15 protein-coding genes are annotated in these 15253 nt (G+C 69.7%); 4 read left to right on the plus strand and 11 right to left on the minus strand.

What is annotated here, in order from left to right; all coding sequences use genetic code 11:
* The first annotated feature begins 34 nt into the window (after positions 1–34).
* The 3 genes from ASF45_RS04075 (at position 35) to ASF45_RS04085 (ending at position 3320) form a co-directional block, all read left to right on the plus strand.
* Entirely contained in the window at positions 35–1015 is a 981-nt protein-coding gene (locus tag ASF45_RS04075) for a tripartite tricarboxylate transporter substrate binding protein (RefSeq protein ID WP_056657190.1), read from the plus strand.
* Between the two features lie 56 nt (positions 1016–1071).
* Positions 1072–2013: a LysR family transcriptional regulator gene (locus ASF45_RS04080; RefSeq protein ID WP_056657193.1), complete on the plus strand. Its 942-nt coding sequence runs from the start codon at positions 1072–1074 to the stop codon at positions 2011–2013.
* 77 nt (positions 2014–2090) lie between these two features.
* Positions 2091–3320 carry an FAD-dependent monooxygenase gene (locus ASF45_RS04085; RefSeq protein WP_056657194.1) on the plus strand — a complete coding sequence of 410 codons (1230 nt, stop codon included), beginning with the start codon at positions 2091–2093 and terminating at the stop codon, positions 3318–3320.
* Between the two features lie 127 nt (positions 3321–3447).
* On the opposite strand, the gene ASF45_RS04090 is transcribed toward ASF45_RS04085, so the two are convergent.
* The 5 genes from ASF45_RS04090 to ASF45_RS04110 form a co-directional block, all read right to left on the minus strand.
* Positions 3448–3654, minus strand: a complete 207-nt coding sequence (locus ASF45_RS04090; RefSeq protein WP_056657197.1) for a DUF2788 domain-containing protein — start codon at positions 3652–3654, stop codon at positions 3448–3450.
* Between the two features lie 5 nt (positions 3655–3659).
* Positions 3660–4433, minus strand: a complete 774-nt coding sequence (locus ASF45_RS04095; RefSeq protein WP_056657199.1) for a DUF2189 domain-containing protein — start codon at positions 4431–4433, stop codon at positions 3660–3662.
* A 56-nt stretch (positions 4434–4489) separates the two neighbouring features.
* A complete protein-coding gene (locus ASF45_RS35950; RefSeq protein WP_056657202.1) occupies positions 4490–4843 on the minus strand; it encodes a hypothetical protein in 354 nt (117 codons plus the stop codon).
* A gap of 35 nt (positions 4844–4878) precedes the next feature.
* Entirely contained in the window at positions 4879–7479 is a 2601-nt protein-coding gene (clpB, locus tag ASF45_RS04105) for an ATP-dependent chaperone ClpB (RefSeq protein WP_056657205.1), read from the minus strand.
* Between the two features lie 92 nt (positions 7480–7571).
* Positions 7572–8054 (minus strand): molybdenum cofactor biosynthesis protein MoaE, encoded by a 483-nt coding sequence (locus ASF45_RS04110; protein ID WP_056657513.1) that lies wholly within the window; start codon positions 8052–8054, stop codon positions 7572–7574.
* A 237-nt stretch (positions 8055–8291) separates the two neighbouring features.
* Between ASF45_RS04110 and dapA the strand changes: the two genes are divergently transcribed.
* Complete coding sequence (gene dapA, locus ASF45_RS04115; RefSeq protein ID WP_156472823.1) at positions 8292–9185, plus strand: 4-hydroxy-tetrahydrodipicolinate synthase; 894 nt, start codon at positions 8292–8294, stop codon at positions 9183–9185.
* On the opposite strand, the gene moaD is transcribed toward dapA, so the two are convergent.
* Genes moaD through ASF45_RS04145 form a run of 6 tightly spaced genes read right to left on the minus strand, consistent with a single transcriptional unit; the run spans position 9172 to position 15184 of the window.
* Positions 9172–9423: a molybdopterin converting factor subunit 1 gene (gene moaD, locus ASF45_RS04120; protein ID WP_056657213.1), complete on the minus strand. Its 252-nt coding sequence runs from the start codon at positions 9421–9423 to the stop codon at positions 9172–9174. The two genes, dapA and moaD, sit on opposite strands and share 14 nt — an antisense overlap.
* Positions 9420–10664, minus strand: a complete 1245-nt coding sequence (gene glp / locus ASF45_RS04125) for a gephyrin-like molybdotransferase Glp (RefSeq protein ID WP_056657217.1) — start codon at positions 10662–10664, stop codon at positions 9420–9422. The genes moaD and glp overlap by 4 nt, the downstream gene beginning before the upstream one ends.
* Positions 10661–11194, minus strand: a complete 534-nt coding sequence (gene mobB / locus ASF45_RS04130) for a molybdopterin-guanine dinucleotide biosynthesis protein B (protein WP_056657219.1) — start codon at positions 11192–11194, stop codon at positions 10661–10663. The genes glp and mobB overlap by 4 nt, the downstream gene beginning before the upstream one ends.
* Entirely contained in the window at positions 11191–12606 is a 1416-nt protein-coding gene (gene thrC / locus ASF45_RS04135; protein ID WP_056657222.1) for a threonine synthase, read from the minus strand. The genes mobB and thrC overlap by 4 nt, the downstream gene beginning before the upstream one ends.
* A complete protein-coding gene (locus ASF45_RS04140) occupies positions 12606–13928 on the minus strand; it encodes a homoserine dehydrogenase (RefSeq protein WP_056657224.1) in 1323 nt (440 codons plus the stop codon). Before ASF45_RS04140 ends, thrC begins: the two co-directional genes overlap by 1 nt.
* Positions 13925–15184, minus strand: coding sequence for a pyridoxal phosphate-dependent aminotransferase (locus tag ASF45_RS04145; protein ID WP_056657227.1), 1260 nt, complete (start codon positions 15182–15184; stop codon positions 13925–13927). The genes ASF45_RS04140 and ASF45_RS04145 overlap by 4 nt, the downstream gene beginning before the upstream one ends.
* Between the last annotated feature and the right edge of the window lie 69 nt (positions 15185–15253).

Here is a 15253-nt window from a genome sequence, read left to right on the forward strand (position 1 = left end):
GGTCGGAAATCCGAACCCTCCAAAGCGATCCACCATGACGATCCACAGAAGAACTGCCCTCAAGACCGCCCTGGCCGCCACGCTCGCGGGCCTGGCCTCGGCACCCTGGGTGCGCGTACACGCCAGCGCACCGCTGCGCATCGTGTCGCCCTTCAACGCCGGCGGCGTGAACGACGTGCTGGCCCGCGCCATGGCCAAGCCCCTGGGCGACCTGCTGCACCAGTCCGTCATCGTCGAGAACCGGCCGGGCGCCGGCGGCAGCATCGGCGCCGGCTACGTCGCGCGGGCCAAGCCCGACGGCAACACACTGCTGATGGGCATCGTGGACACGCAGTCCATCATCCAGTTCATCTACCGCAAGCTGCCGTATGACCCGGACGCAGACCTGCGCCCGGTCAGCCTGGTCACCAGCATTCCGATCGTGCTGATGGTCGGCCAGTCGCTGGCGCAGGTGCGCACCATGGATGATCTCGTGCGGCTGGCCAAGTCCCGCCCCGGCGCGCTGAGCTACGCCAGCTGGGGCGTCGGCAGCATCGTGCACCTGGCGATGGAGCGTTTGTCCGCCGCGCTCGGTCTCGATCTGTTGCACGTGCCGTTCTCGGGCCAGGCACCGGCGGTGCAGGCGGTGCTTGCGAACCAGGTGGACATGATGTTCGTGCCGGCCGGCGCGGCCGATGCCGCGTCGAAGGACGGGCGCGTGCGCATCCTAGCCAGCGCCACGCCGGCCCGGCTGGAGCTGCTGCCGCAGTCGCCGACGCTCAAGGAGCTGGGTGTCGACCTGTACATGGGCCTGTGGCAGGCCCTCTACGCGCCGGCCGGCACGCCCGCAGCGACGGTGGAGAAGCTGACGGCCGCCGTGCACCAGGCCATGCAGGACAAGAGCTTTCTCGAAGTGGTGCGCCTGCAAGGTGCGCAGCCCGAACCGACCTCGGGCGACGGCCTGCGCAAGCTGCAGACCGACGAGCGCCAGGTCTACGGCGCGCTCGTGAAGCGGCTGGACATCAAGCTCGATTGATGCACCGGTGAGCCGTTTGCGCGGACCACGCCGGTGCCACCCCGCACAATGACGGGATGACCACCAAGAAGGTGCCGCTGGCCGACCTGGACTGGGACGACCTGCGCTTGTTCCTGCAGATCCAGCGCAGCGGCAGCCTGTCGCAGGCCGCGCGGCAGCAACGCGTCGACCACTCCACGGTGAGCCGGCGCCTGGGCCAGCTGGAACTGTGCCTGGGCGGGCCGCTGTTCGAGCGGCGGCGCGACGGGCTCAAGCCGACCGAGCTGGCACACCTGCTGGCCACGCACGCCGAGGCGATGGAGGTCGCCGCGCTCGGGTTGCAGGAGAAGCTCGGTGGCGGTGAACGTGCGCCCGCGGGCAAGGTGCGCATCGCCATGATGGAAGGCATCGGCACCACGTTCGTGGCGCGGCATCTGGCCCCGTTGCTGGCGCAGCATGGCGGCCTGCAGATCGAGCTGGTGACCTCGGCCACGGTGGTCAACGTCAACCGCCGCGAGGCCGACATCTTCGTGAGCTTCTTCGAGCCCCAAGGCCAGGGCCTGGCGTGCGCGCCGGCCGGCAGCTTCGCGCTGTACCTGTATGCCGCACCGCAGTACCTGGCAGCGCATGGCGTACCGGCCAGCCTGGCCGATCTGGCCCAGCACGCATTCGTTGGCTACGTGGACGACCTAGTGCAGCTCGACGCGGTGCGCTGGCTCGACGAGCTGGTGCAGCGCCCGCGCATGCGCCTGCAATCGAACAGCATGCTGGCCCAGATGAGCGCCGCTGCTTCCGGCCTGGGCCTGGTGCTGCTGCCCAAGTTCTCGGTGGTGCATGAGACCGGCCTGGTGCCGGTGCTGGCGGCCGAGGCCAAGGTCACGCGCACGCTGTGGCTCAGCGTACACCACGACCTGCAGTACTCGGGCCGCATCCGCGCCGTCATGGGCTACCTGCAGCAGCTGTTTGCCGCACAGCAGCCATGGCTCAACGGGCCACCGGACATCGCGCCGCGCGGCTAGCGTGGGCCACCTGGCGGCCACGCCGGTGGCCTTTGCAAGGCGCTGCAAGCGGTACCGCTGGGCACAATCGCTGTCCCATGGCACATCCCCATCAGCTTCTTGTCGCCGGCGGCGGCATCGGCGGCCTGGCCGCCGCGCTGGCCTGTGCCCGCCAGGGCTGGCAGGTGCGCGTGTTCGAGCGCGCCGCCGCGTTCAGCGAGGTGGGCGCCGGCGTGCAGCTGGGACCCAACGTGGTGCGGGTGCTGCAGGCCTGGGGCCTCGATGTGGCGCTGCAGGCGGTGGCCGCATTCCCTGCGCGGCTGCGCGTGCGCGATGCGGCAAGCGGCCGGCAGTTGGCCACGCTGGATCTGGCCGCCATGCCCACACGCTACGGCGCGCCCTACGCCACCATCCACCGCGCCGACCTGCTGGCGCTGCTGCACGGGGCCGTGCAGCAGCGCGACGACATCGCGCTGGCGCTCGACCGACGGGTACAGGGCTTCGATGACGACGGGCACCAGGTGCGAATGCAGACCCACCATGGCGATGGCCGTGCCGCGGAGCCGGTCGCAGGCGACGCGCTGCTCGGCGCCGACGGCCTGTGGAGCAGCGTGCGCACGCAACTGCTGGGCGATGGCCCGCCACGCCTGACCGGCCACCTGGCGTACCGCGCACTGCTGCCGCAGGCGGCGCTGCCCGCTGCGCTGCGCAGCGCCGAGGTTACGGCCTGGCTGGGCCCGCGCCTGCACCTGGTCAGCTACCCGGTGCGCGGCGGCGAGGCGCTCAACGTGGTCGCCTTCGTGCACGGGCTGCCGCCCGGCGGCAAACGCGGCGCCACGCCCGATGCGCTGGCCGACTGGGACCACGCCACCAACGCGGCCGACCTGCAGGCCGCCATGGCCAGTTGCTGCGCGCCGCTGCAGGACCTCGTGCGCGCCGTGCCTGCCTGGCGGCTCTGGGTGCTGGCCGACCGCCCGCCGCTGCACGCGGCCACGCAGCAGGCAAGCGGTCGGGTGGCCCTGCTGGGCGATGCCGCCCACCCCATGCGCCCCTACCTCGCCCAGGGCGCCGGCATGGCCATCGAGGATGCCGAGGCCCTGGGCCACGCGCTGCGCCAGGCCGACACCGAGGTGCCCGCGCGGCTGGCCCGCTACGCGTTGGAACGCTGGCAGCGCAACGCGCGCGTGCAGGCCCGCGCGCTGCGCAACGGCCGCATCTTCCACGCCACCGGGCCCCTCCGCTGGGGCCGCAACCTGTCGCTGCGCCTGCTCGGCGAACGCCTGCTCGACATGCCCTGGCTGTACGGGCCGCAGCAGCGCGGGCGCTGAGCGTCCCACGCGACCGGCCCCGGTGCCGCGCCCAGCGGCACCGACGCCATGGCGGCCGGGCCAGGCTGGCCCTGTCGGACGCTGGTCCTGTACGACCACCGCACGAGGTCCTGCTCCTGCGGCCCGCTCAGCTCAGGAAAAACTTGATCACGCCTTTGGCCGCGAAGCCGACCATGCCCAGCCCCAGCCCCAGCAGCAGCACGAAGGTGCCGAAGCGCCCGGCCTTCGACTCGCGCGCCAGCTGCAGGATGATGAACAGCATGTAGAGCATGAAGGCGCCGAGGCCGAAGGTCATGCCGAACCAGGCGATCTGGGCTTCGGTGTAGCCGAACATGCGGGTCAGGCCACCAGGTCGCGGTAGGCGTGCCAGCTGGCATGGGCCAGCCAGGGCGCCACCAGCACCAGGCCCAGCAGCGCGGGCAGCAGGGACAGCAGCGTGAGGCCGACCAGCAGCACGGCCCACAGCGCCATGGGCAGCGGGTTTTCGAGCACCGCGCGCCAGCTCGTCAGCACGGCTGCCAGCACGCCGATGCGCCGGTCCAGCAGCAGCGGGATGGCGATGACGCTGGAGGCGAATACGGGCGCGGCCAGCAACGCCCCCAGCGCCAGCCAGGCCTCGAACAGCCAGCCCTGCCCGGCCGCGACGACCAGCATCAGGAAATCCTCAGGCCGCCGTACCATCCCCGGCGCGAAACCCGTGACGAGCGCGGCCGACGTCACGACCCAGCCAGTGCCCGCGCAGGCCAGCAGGACGCCGAACAGCACGAGCCGGCCATCGCGGGGCCACCACACGCGCAGCGCCGTAGCCAGAGTGGGCCGTTCTCCGCGTTCTAGCGCACGGCTGACCGCATACAGGCCCGTGGCCGCGACGGGCGCGACCAGAAGAAACCCCGAGAACGCCCCGGCCAGCAGCCAGAACTCGGCATGGGCCACGAGCGCAAGGGCGGCACCGAAGCCGGCCAGCACCAGGCCGTGCAGCAGGCCCGGCAGCGGGCAATGCCACAGGTCGGCCCACCCACGCGCCAGCCAGCGCAGCGGCGCACCGGCGCCGACGGTGCGCACGGCGTAGCGTCGGCTTTCGGTCAGGGCACGGTTGGCCTCGTGGTGGAGCATGCGCCATGCTCCCATGGCGCGGAGCAGGCCGCGTTGACCTGCATCAAGCGATCAGGTCAGCTGCGCGGCGTCTTGGGCTGAACGTCTTCCACGTCCTGCGTGATGGCGCCGGGCGGGCTGAAGGGCGAAGGCTCGCCCGGTGCCGCCTCCTGCGCCGCACGGCCACGCGGGCTGGTGGCCTGCTGCTGCCAGCTGCGGTAACGGCGCCAGCTGGCGGCCGGGTCCACCCCCATGCCGCCGAACTTGAGGATGACGGGCCGGCCCGTGAGCTTGGCCCACAGCAGCCGCAGGCCGAACACCACGGCCAGCACGGCCGCCGCCAGCACGAGGCCGGCGGCCACCGCCAGCCCCGCGACCAGCAAGGCCACCTGCAACATCAGGCGTACGAGGCCCGCTACGAAATCACCCACGGCCCCATCACTCCTTTGTTGCGTGCCCGCGATCATCAGTGCACCACCCGGTCGAAGCGGAATTCACCGGGCGACTGGATCGGGTCCACATCCACCGGAATCACCGCCTTGGGCGCGAAACGCCCTTCGAGCAGCATCTTGGACAGCGGATTCTCGATGCGCTGCTGGATCGCCCGCTTGAGCGGACGGGCACCATACACCGGATCGAAGCCGACCTTGGCCAACTCCGCAAGCGCGGCAGGGGAAACATCCAGCGTCAGATCCAGGTGCGCCAGCCGCTCGCGCAGCGCGCGGATCTGGATGTTGGCAATCGCCTCGATGTGCTGTGCGTCCAGCGCGTGGAACACCACGGTCTCGTCGATGCGGTTCAGGAACTCGGGCCGGAAGTGGTTCTTGAGCTCGCCCTGCACCGCGTCCTTGATGTCCTCGGCATCGCGCCCGACCATGCTCTGGATCAGGTGCGAGCCGATGTTGCTGGTCATCACGATCACGGTGTTCTTGAAGTCGACGGTGCGGCCCTGGCCATCCGTGAGGCGGCCATCGTCCAGCACCTGCAGCAGCACGTTGAACACGTCCGGGTGCGCCTTCTCGACCTCGTCGAGCAGCAGCACGCTGTAGGGCTTGCGCCGCACGGCCTCGGTCAGGTAGCCACCCTCGTCATAGCCCACGTAGCCCGGGGGCGCGCCGATCAGGCGGGCGACCGAATGCTTCTCCATGAACTCGCTCATGTCGATGCGGATCAGGTGGTCCTCACTGTCGAACAGGAAGCCGGCCAGCGCCTTGCACAGCTCGGTCTTGCCCACGCCCGTGGGGCCCAGGAACAGGAAGGAGCCGGTCGGCCGGTTCGGGTCGGACAGGCCGGCGCGCGAACGCCGGATGGCGTTGGCAACCGCGACGATGGCCTCGTCCTGGCCCACCACGCGCTGGTGCAGCCTGTCTTCCATGTGCAGCAGCTTTTCGCGCTCGCCCTGCATGAGCTTGGACACGGGAATGCCGGTGGCGCGCGCCACGACCTCGGCAATCTCCTCGGTGCCAACCTGGGTGCGCAGCAGGCGCGCGCCGTTGCCCGTGCCCTTGCCGGCTTCCTTGTCCTGCGCTTCCTTGAGCTTCTTCTCGAGCTCGGGCAGCTTGCCGTACTGGATCTCGGCGACCTTGTTGAAGTCGCCCTTGCGCTTGAGTTCCTCGACCTGGAAGCGGAACTTCTCGATCTCTTCCATGACTTCCTTGGAGCCCAGCGCCTCGGCCTTCTCGGCCTGCCAGACTTCGTCCAGGTCGGCGATCTCCTTTTGCAACTTGGCGATCTCGTCCTCGATCAGGCCGAAGCGCTTCTGCGAGGACTCGTCCTTCTCGCGGCGCACGGCCTCGCGCTCGATCTGCAGCTGGATCAGGCGGCGGTCTAGCCGGTCCATGACCTCGGGCTTGGAGTCCATCTCGATCTTGATCTTGGCCGCGGCCTCGTCGATCAGGTCGATGGCCTTGTCGGGCAGGAAGCGGTCGGTGATGTAGCGGTTGGACAGTTCGGCCGCGGCCACGATGGCCGGGTCGGTGATCTGCACGCCGTGGTGCGCTTCGTACTTGTTCTGCAGGCCGCGCAGGATGGCGATGGTCGCCTCCACGCTGGGCTCGCCGACCAGGATTTTCTGGAAGCGGCGCTCCAGCGCGGCGTCCTTCTCGATGTACTTGCGGTACTCGTCCAGCGTGGTCGCGCCCACGCAGTGCAGCTCGCCACGCGCCAGGGCGGGCTTGAGCATGTTGCCGGCGTCCATCGCGCCTTCGGCCTTGCCGGCGCCGACCATGGTGTGCAGCTCGTCGATGAAGACGATGGTCTGGCCTTCGTCCTTGGCCAGCTCGTTCAGCACGCTCTTGAGCCGTTCCTCGAATTCGCCGCGGTACTTGGCGCCGGCCAGCAGCGCGGCCATGTCGAGCGACAGCACGCGCTTGCCCTTGAGCGAATCGGGCACCTCGCCGGCCACGATGCGCTGGGCCAGGCCTTCGACGATGGCAGTCTTGCCCACGCCCGGCTCGCCGATCAGCACGGGGTTGTTCTTGGTGCGGCGCTGCAGCACCTGGATGGCGCGGCGGATCTCGTCATCGCGGCCGATCACCGGGTCGAGCTTGCCCATGCGGGCGCGCTCGGTCAGGTCCAGCGTGTACTTCTTGAGCGCTTCGCGCTGGCCTTCGGCATCGGCGCTGTCGACCTTCTGGCCGCCGCGCACGGCGTCGATCGCCGATTCCAGCGCCTTGCGCGTGACGCCGTTCTCGCGCAGCAGCTTGGCCGCGTCGATCTTGCTGTCCACGAAGGCCAGCAGGAACAGTTCGCCTGCGATGAACTGGTCGCCGCGCTTCAAGGCTTCCTTCTCGGAGGCCTGCAGCAATGTCACGAGGTCGCGGTCGGGCTGGACCTGTTCCTGGCCCTGCACCTGCGGCAGGCGCTTGACGGCGCCTTCGGCCGCGGCCAGCAGGCCCTGCACGTTGGCGCCCGCGCGTTCGAGCAACGGGCGCGGGCCGTCCTGCTGCTTGAGCATGGCGACCAGCACGTGCTGGGGTGTGATGTAGGCGTTGTCATTGGCCAACGCGAGGGACTGGGCGTCGCCCAGGGCTTCCTGAAACTTGGTGGTGAGCTTGTCGATTCGCATGTTCGAGTTCTCCGAATTGCAACGAACATGGGGCGAGGATGCGCCCGTTTCAAGGGCAGCGCTGTCGGTGCGCGCCGACAGCTTGATCTGGATCAGGCGTTCTGCACGCTGATGCCCCAGCGCGCCAGCGCCGCGTCGTCGCTGACGCGGGCGTCGACCCAGCGGCCGCCTTCGGGCGTCTGCTCCTTCTTCCAGAACGGGGCCTGGGTCTTGAGGTAGTCCATCAGGAACTCGCAGGCCTGGAAGGAGGCGCCGCGGTGGGCCGAGGTCACGGCCACCAGCACGATCTGGTCGGTCGGCGCGAGCGGGCCCACGCGGTGCACCACGCGCGCGCCATAGAGCGGAAAGCGTGCGAAGGCCTCGTCGACCATGGCCTCGATGGCGCGCTCGGTCATGCCGGGGTAGTGCTCCAGCTCCAGCGCCGTGACCTGGCCGGGCGCGTCCGGGTGGCGGTCGCGCACGGTGCCGACGAAGCTGCAGACGGCGCCCACGCGCGCGTCCTGTGCGCGCAGGGCGGCGATCTCCGCACCGAGGTCGAAGTCGGTGGTCTGGATGCTGACGCGGGGAAGAGACATGCGGCGATTCTCGCGCAGGCTACACTCGCGCCCCATGTCCGCTTTCATCGCCCCCACCGCCACACCCGTGGTTGGCTGCTGCGCGAAAAAAGCGAACAAACCGCCGCTCGTCTGACCGGGGCTGCGGTTCCGTCGTCGGATGTGCGACGGAACCCCTGGCAGCCCTCCTGCACGAGCTTCGCGCGCGCTCCCCTTCGATGGTCGACCCTGACGGTCTTGTTGTACCCATCGAAAGGAATGCTTGTGTCTTCTGCCTCTCCCCTGTTCTGCGGCCTGTGGATTCCGCTGGTCACCCCCTTCACGGCCGATGACCGCGTCGACCACGCCGCGCTCGCCGCCCTGGTGCGCGGCCTGGCCGGCCTCGGTGTGGCTGGCTTCGTGGCCTGCGGCAGCACTGGCGAAGCCGCCGCGCTGACGGCCGAGGAACAGCTCGCCGTGCTGGACACCACGCTGGCCGCGGCCCAGGGCCTGCCCGTGCTGATGGGCGTGGGCGGCTACCGGCTGCCCGGTGTGCTGGCGCAACTGGAAGCGGTCTGCACCAGGCCCGTGGCTGGCGTGCTGGTGGCGGCGCCGTTCTACATCCGGCCCTCGCAGCAGGGGTTGCTGGGCTGGTTCCGCACCCTGGCCGACACCAGCCCCGTGCCGCTGGTGCTCTACGACATCCCCTACCGCACGGGCGTGGAACTGCGGCTGGACACGCTGCTGGCGCTGGCGGCGCACCCGCGCATCCAGGGCATCAAGGACTGCGGTGGCGACGCGGGCAAGACGGCCGCGCTGATCGCCGATGGCCGGCTTGCCGTGCTGGCCGGCGAGGATGCGCAGGTGTTCGGCCACCTGGCCATGGGTGCCGCCGGCGCGATCACGGCCAGCGCGCACCGTCACACCGAACGCTTTGTGCGGCTGATCGACCTGCTGCGGGCAGGCGCCTTGGCCGAGGCACGGGCGCTCTGGCAACCGCTTCTGCCCTGGGTACAAGCGGTGTTCGCCGAGCCCAATCCCGGCCCGATCAAGGCCTTGCTGGCCGACGCCGGGGAGATGGGCGACCGCCTGCGCGCCCCGCTGACCGCGGCCTCGCCCGCCCTGCGCCAGCGCCTGCGTGCACTGGAGGACGGCCTGCTCAGCCGCCCGTGACGGGTGGGAAGAAGGCGACTTCGGCGCCTTCGTGGAGCGCGGCGGTTTCGTCCTGCATCTGCTGGTCCACGGCCACGCGCACGGCGCGGCCACGGGCCAGCAGTTCGGCGTAGGCCCCGCCGCGCGCGAGCAGTTCGTCGCGCAACGCGCCGACGGTGGCGGCCTCGGTCTGCACGGCCTCCTGGCCCAGGCCCAGGCCTTCGCGGATGGAGGCGAAATAGCGGATGGAAAGCTTCATCCCCACAAGTCCTCGAACGGCAGGAAGCGGACGGTGTCGCCGCGCGCGATGGGCTGGCCGGCGGGTGTGTCCACCAGGCCGTCACCCCAGGCGGCGGAGGTCAGCACCCCCGAACTCTGGTTGGGGAACAGCTCCAGCGCGCCATCGGCATTGCGGCGCGCGCGCAGGAACTCGCGGCGCCGGTCGGCACGCTTCCATTCGAAGGCGGCTGGCAATTGCGCGGCCGCAGGGGCGGTGCGCACCGCCCCCTGCAGCTTGAGCAGGAAGGGCCGCACCAGCATGAGGAAGGTGACCAGGCTGGACACCGGGTTGCCGGGCAGGCCGATGAAGTGGCAGGCCGCACCGCCGGCGCCGGGAATGGACCCATAGGCGAACGGCTTGCCCGGCTTGATCGCGATCTGCCAGAGCTCGAGCCGCCCGAGGGCCTGCACGGCAGGCTTGACATGGTCTTCTTCGCCGACCGAGACGCCGCCGCTGGTCAGCACCATGTCGTGGCCCTGGGCTGCGTTGCGCAGAGCCTGGACGGTGGCGTCCAGCCGGTCCGGCACGATGCCCAGGTCGCTGACCTCGCAGCCCAGGCGCAGCAGCAGCGCGCGCAGGAAGAAGCGGTTGGAGTTGTAGATCGCGCCGGGTCGCATCTGCGCGGGTGGTACCTCGCCCGGCATCACGAGTTCGTCGCCGGTGGAGAACAGCGCCACGCGCGGGCGGCGCGCAACCGTCAGCTCCGCCAGGCCGATGCTGGCTGCCATGCCCAGCGCGGCCGGCGTGAGCCGCGTGCCGCGCGCCAGCACCGTGGTGCCCAGCGCAACGTCCTCGCCGGCACGGCGGATGGACTGGCCTGGCGCGGGCCGGTTGCGCACGCGGATGCGGCCGTCGTCCAGCAGTTCGCACTCCTCCTGCATGACCACGGCATCAGCGCCCTCGGGCACGGGTGCGCCCGTGAAGATGCGCGCGGCGCTGCCGGCGGCCAGCGCCGTGCCGGTGGCGCCGGCCGGGATGCGCTGCGACACCGGCAGCACCGTGCCCGCGGCGGGCACGTCGGCGCAGCGCAGCGCGTAGCCGTCCATGGCACTGTTGTCCAGCGGCGGCACTTGCAGGCCGGAGACCACGTCCGCCGCCAGCACGCGGCGGTCGGCGTCGAAGGTGGACACCATCTCGGTGGCGCCAAGCGGCTCGGCATAGCCCAGCAGCTGGGCCAGGGCCTCGTCCAGGGTCTTGGGCTTGGCGGCGGGGTTGTTCATGGGGAATCGTCGGTGCGGTGGGCGAACTGCGCGGCATTGTCGGCCAGCCAACGGGCCAGTGCCGGCACGTCGTCCAGATCCAGCACCGGGCACAGGGGCGCGGGCTGGAGCGCGGCCGGCGCGTCGGTCAGCACGGCGCGGACCTGCGGATCCTCGGGGTATCGCGCGGGGCGCTGGTCGCCGGCACGGCGCAGTTCCAGCCGCGGCAGATCCTCGTGCTTGAAGCCTTCGACGAGCACCCAGTCCACATCCTGGCGCAGTTCGGCAATCAGGCCGCGCGCGGTCGGCGCCTGCTCGGCGGCGTACTCGCGCAGCAGCGCCAGGCGGCGGTCCGAGGCGACGACCACCTCCTGTGCGCCGGCTTCGCGGTGGCGCCAGCTGTCCTTGCCCGGCGTGTCGATGTCGAAGCCGTGGTGCGCATGCTTGACGACCGAGACCGTCTCGCCGCGCGCCTTGAGCAGCGGGATCAGCCGCTCGATCAGCGTGGTCTTGCCGGCGCCGGAGTAGCCGGCAAAGCCGACGACCTTCATGCGCAGTGTTCGGCGATGTAACGCTTGATGACTTGCGCGTCGGCCGGCACGCGCTGCACGCGGCGTGGCAGGTCTTCGATGCCTTCGAACCTGGCCGGCCGCTCGGGCGCGCGGCCCAGGGCTTCGACGATGGTCTCGGCGAACTTGATCGGCAGCGCCGTCTCGAGCACCACCATGGGCACGTCCGCGCTCCGCTGTTCGCGCGCGACCTTGAGGCCGTCGGCCGTGTGCGTGTCGATCATCTGGCCGAAGCGGCTCCAGGTGTCGCGGATGGTCGCGAGGCGGTCGGCATGCGTGCTCTTGCCGCTGGCGAAGCCGAAGCGCGTGGCGGCCTGCGCGAACAGCGGGTCGGCCGACAGGTCGAAGCGGCCCGTGCGCGCCAGGCCTGCGCCGAACAGCTCGGCCGTGCGCGCGCCGTCGCGGCCCAGCAGGTCGAACACGAAGCGCTCGAAGTTGGACGCCTTGGAGATGTCCATCGAGGGGCTGGAGGTCTCGTGCGTGTCGGCGCTGCCGCGCACGCGGTAGACGCCGGTGCGGAAGAACTCGTCGAGCACGTCGTTCTCGTTCGTGGCCACGACCAGTCGGGCGATCGGCAGGCCCATCATGCGCGCGACATGGCCGGCGCAGACGTTGCCGAAATTGCCCGAGGGCACGGTGAAGCTGACCTGCTCGCCCTCGGCCTTCGTGGCCTGGAAGTAGCCCGCGAAGTAGTAGACGACCTGGGCCAGCAGCCGCGCCCAGTTGATCGAGTTGACCGTGCCGATGCGGTACTGGCGCTTGAACGCGAGGTCGTTGGAGACGGCCTTGACGATGTCCTGGCAGTCGTCGAACACGCCATCGACCGCCAGGTTGTGGATGTTGGCGTCCTGCAGGCTGAACATCTGGGCCTGCTGGAACGGGCTCATGCGGCCGTGCGGCGAGGTCATGAACACGCGCACACCCTTCTTGCCGCGCATGGCGTACTCGGCCGCGCTGCCCGTGTCGCCGCTGGTGGCGCCCAGGATGTTGAGCTGCTCGCCGCGCCGGCCCAGCTCGTACTCGAACAGGTTGCCGAGCAGCTGCATGGCCATGTCCTTGAAGGCCAGCGTGGGGCCGTTGGACAGGGCTTCGAGGAACATGCCGCCTTCGAGCGGGCGCAGCGGCACGATGGCCTCGGTGCCGAACACCTCGCGCGTATAGGTCTTGGCGCAGAGCGCCTTGAGGTCGGCGGCCGGGATGTCGTCGATGTAGAGCGACAGGATCTCGAAGGCCAGCTCGGCATAGGGCAGCTGGCGCCAGCGCGCCAGGGTGGCCGCGTCGACCTGCGGGTAGTGCTCGGGCAGGTACAGGCCGCCATCGGGCGCCAGGCCTTCGAGCAGGATCTCGCAGAACTGCTTGCGGTCCGGGTGGCCGCGGGTCGAAAGGTAGCGCATCAGTTCAACTCTTCCTTGCGGATGCGCGTGATGGGCGCCAGGACCGTGGGCAGGGCTTGCATCTTGGCGATGGAGGCGTCCATCAGCGCTTCCTGGCAGTCGTGCGTGAGGATGATGAGGTCGGTCTGCGTAGAGCCCTCGCCCCCGACTTCGTCGGCCTCGCGCTGCAGCACGGCGTCGATGCTGATGCCGGCGTCCGCCAGCAGGCCCGTGACCTTGGCCAGCACGCCAGCCTGGTCGGCCACGCGCAGGCGCAGGTAGTAGCTCGTGACCACCTCGCCCATCGGCAGCACCTGCAGATCGCTCAGCGCATCGTGCTGGAAGGCCAGGTGCGGCACGCGGTGCTCGGGGTCGGCCGTGTGCAGGCGGGTGATGTCGACCAGGTCGGCGATCACGGCGCTGGCGGTGGGCTCGCTGCCGGCGCCCTTGCCGTAGTACAGCGTGGTGCCCACGGCATCGGCCTGCACGACGACGGCGTTCATCGCGCCCTCGACATTGGCGATCAGGCGCTTGCTCGGCACCAGGCTGGGGTGCACGCGCAGCTCCACGCCCTTCTCCACGCGCTTGGTGATGCCCAGGAGCTTGATGCGGTAGCCGAGCTGCTCGGCGTAGCGGATGTCCTGCGCCGACAGCTTGGTGATGCCTTCCACGTAGGCCTTGTCGAATTGCACCGGGATGCCGAAGGCAATCGCCGACATCAGCGTGGCCTTGTGCGCGGCGTCCACGCCTTCGATGTCGAAGGTCGGGTCGGCCTCGGCGTAGCCCAGGCGCTGGGCCTCCTTGAGCACCACGTCGAAGTCCAGCCCCTTGCTGCGCATCTCCGACAGGATGAAGTTGGTGGTGCCGTTGATGATGCCGGCGATCCACTGGATGTTGTTGGCCGTGAGACCCTCGCGCAGCGCCTTGATGATGGGGATGCCACCGGCCACCGCGGCCTCGAACGCCACGATCACGCCTTTGGCCTGCGCCGCGGCGAAGATCTCGGTGCCGTGCACGGCCAGCAGCGCCTTGTTGGCCGTGACCACGTGCTTGCCGGCGGCGATGGCTTCGAGCACCAGCTGCTTGGCGATGCCGTAGCCGCCGATCAGCTCGACCACGATGTCGATGGACGGGTCGGCGATGACGGCGCGCGCATCGGCGACGACCTTTACGTCGCTGCCGACGACTTCACGCGCACGTTCGACGTTGAGGTCGGCCACGGTCGCAATCTCGATGCCACGGCCGGCGCGGCGCCGGATCTCCTGCTGGTTGCGCGCGAGAACGTTGAAGACACCGCTGCCGACGGTGCCGATGCCCAGAAGGCCGACCTGGATGGGTTTCATGCGAGAGCCGCTTGTGCGGTGGAGGAAGAAGAAACGGAATGGCGCTTGCGGTACTGCTCGAGGAAGGCCGCGATGCGGCCGATGGCCAGGCGCAGGTCATCCTCGTGCGGCAGGAACACGATGCGGAAATGGTCGGGCGAAGGCCAGTTGAAGCCCGTGCCCTGCACCAGCATGACCTTGGTCTCCTGCAACATCTCGAGGATGAACTGCTGGTCGTCCTGGATCGGATAGATCTTGGGGTCGAGCCGCGGGAACATGTACAGCGCGGCGCTGGGCTTGACGCAGCTCACGCCCGGGATGGCCGTGATGAGCTCGTAGGCCAGATCGCGCTGGCGGCGCAGGCGGCCGCCCTCGCGCACCAGGTCCTTGATGCTCTGGTAGCCACCCAGCGCGGTCTGGATCGCCCATTGGCCCGGCACGTTGGCGCACAGCCGCATGTTCGAGAGCATGTTCAGGCCCTCGATGTAGTCGCGCGCGGGCTTCCTGTCGCCCGAGACCACGAGCCAGCCGGCGCGGTAGCCGCAGCTGCGGTAGCTCTTGGACAGCGAGTTGAAGGTCAGCGTCAGCACGTCGTCCGACAGGCTGGCGATGGCGGTGTGCTTGACGTCGTCGTACAGCACCTTGTCGTAGACCTCGTCGGCGAACAGCACCAGGCCGTGCTCGCGCGCGATGGCCACCAGCGCCTTGAGCAACTCGTCGGAGTACAGCGCGCCGGTCGGATTGTTCGGGTTGATGACCACGATGCCCTTGGTCTGCGGCGTGATCTTGGCGCGGATGTCGTTGAGGTCGGGCATCCAGCCATTGGCCTCGTCGCAGCGGTAGTGCACGGGCGTGCCGCCGGACAGGCTCACCGCGGCGGTCCACAGCGGGTAGTCGGGGGCGGGCAGCAGCAGTTCGTCGCCGTCGTTGAGCAGCGCGTTGGTCGCCATCACGATCAGTTCGCTGGCGCCATTGCCCAGGTAGATGTCGTCCAGCGTCACACCCTTGATGCCCTGCTTCTGGGTCTCGTGCATGACGGCCTTGCGCGCCGCGAAGATGCCTTTGCTGTCCGAGTAGCCGGCCGAGTTCGGCAGGTTGCGGATCATGTCCTGCTGGATCTCCTCGGGCGAATCGAAGCCGAACACGGCCAGGTTGCCGATGTTGAGCTTGATGATCTTCTGGCCCTCTTCCTCCATCTGGCGCGCCGCGTCCATGATGGGGCCGCGGATGTCATAGCAGACGTTGGAGAGCTTGGCGGATTTACGGACGGTTTTCATGGAGTCCTCTTGTGCCCCTCGTGCCTCATGCCGCCTGCGCCATGGCCCCACCGGCGTGCCTGCTGAAGC

This window comes from Pseudorhodoferax sp. Leaf265 (assembly GCF_001422365.1).
GTDB lineage: Bacteria > Pseudomonadota > Gammaproteobacteria > Burkholderiales > Burkholderiaceae_C > Pseudorhodoferax.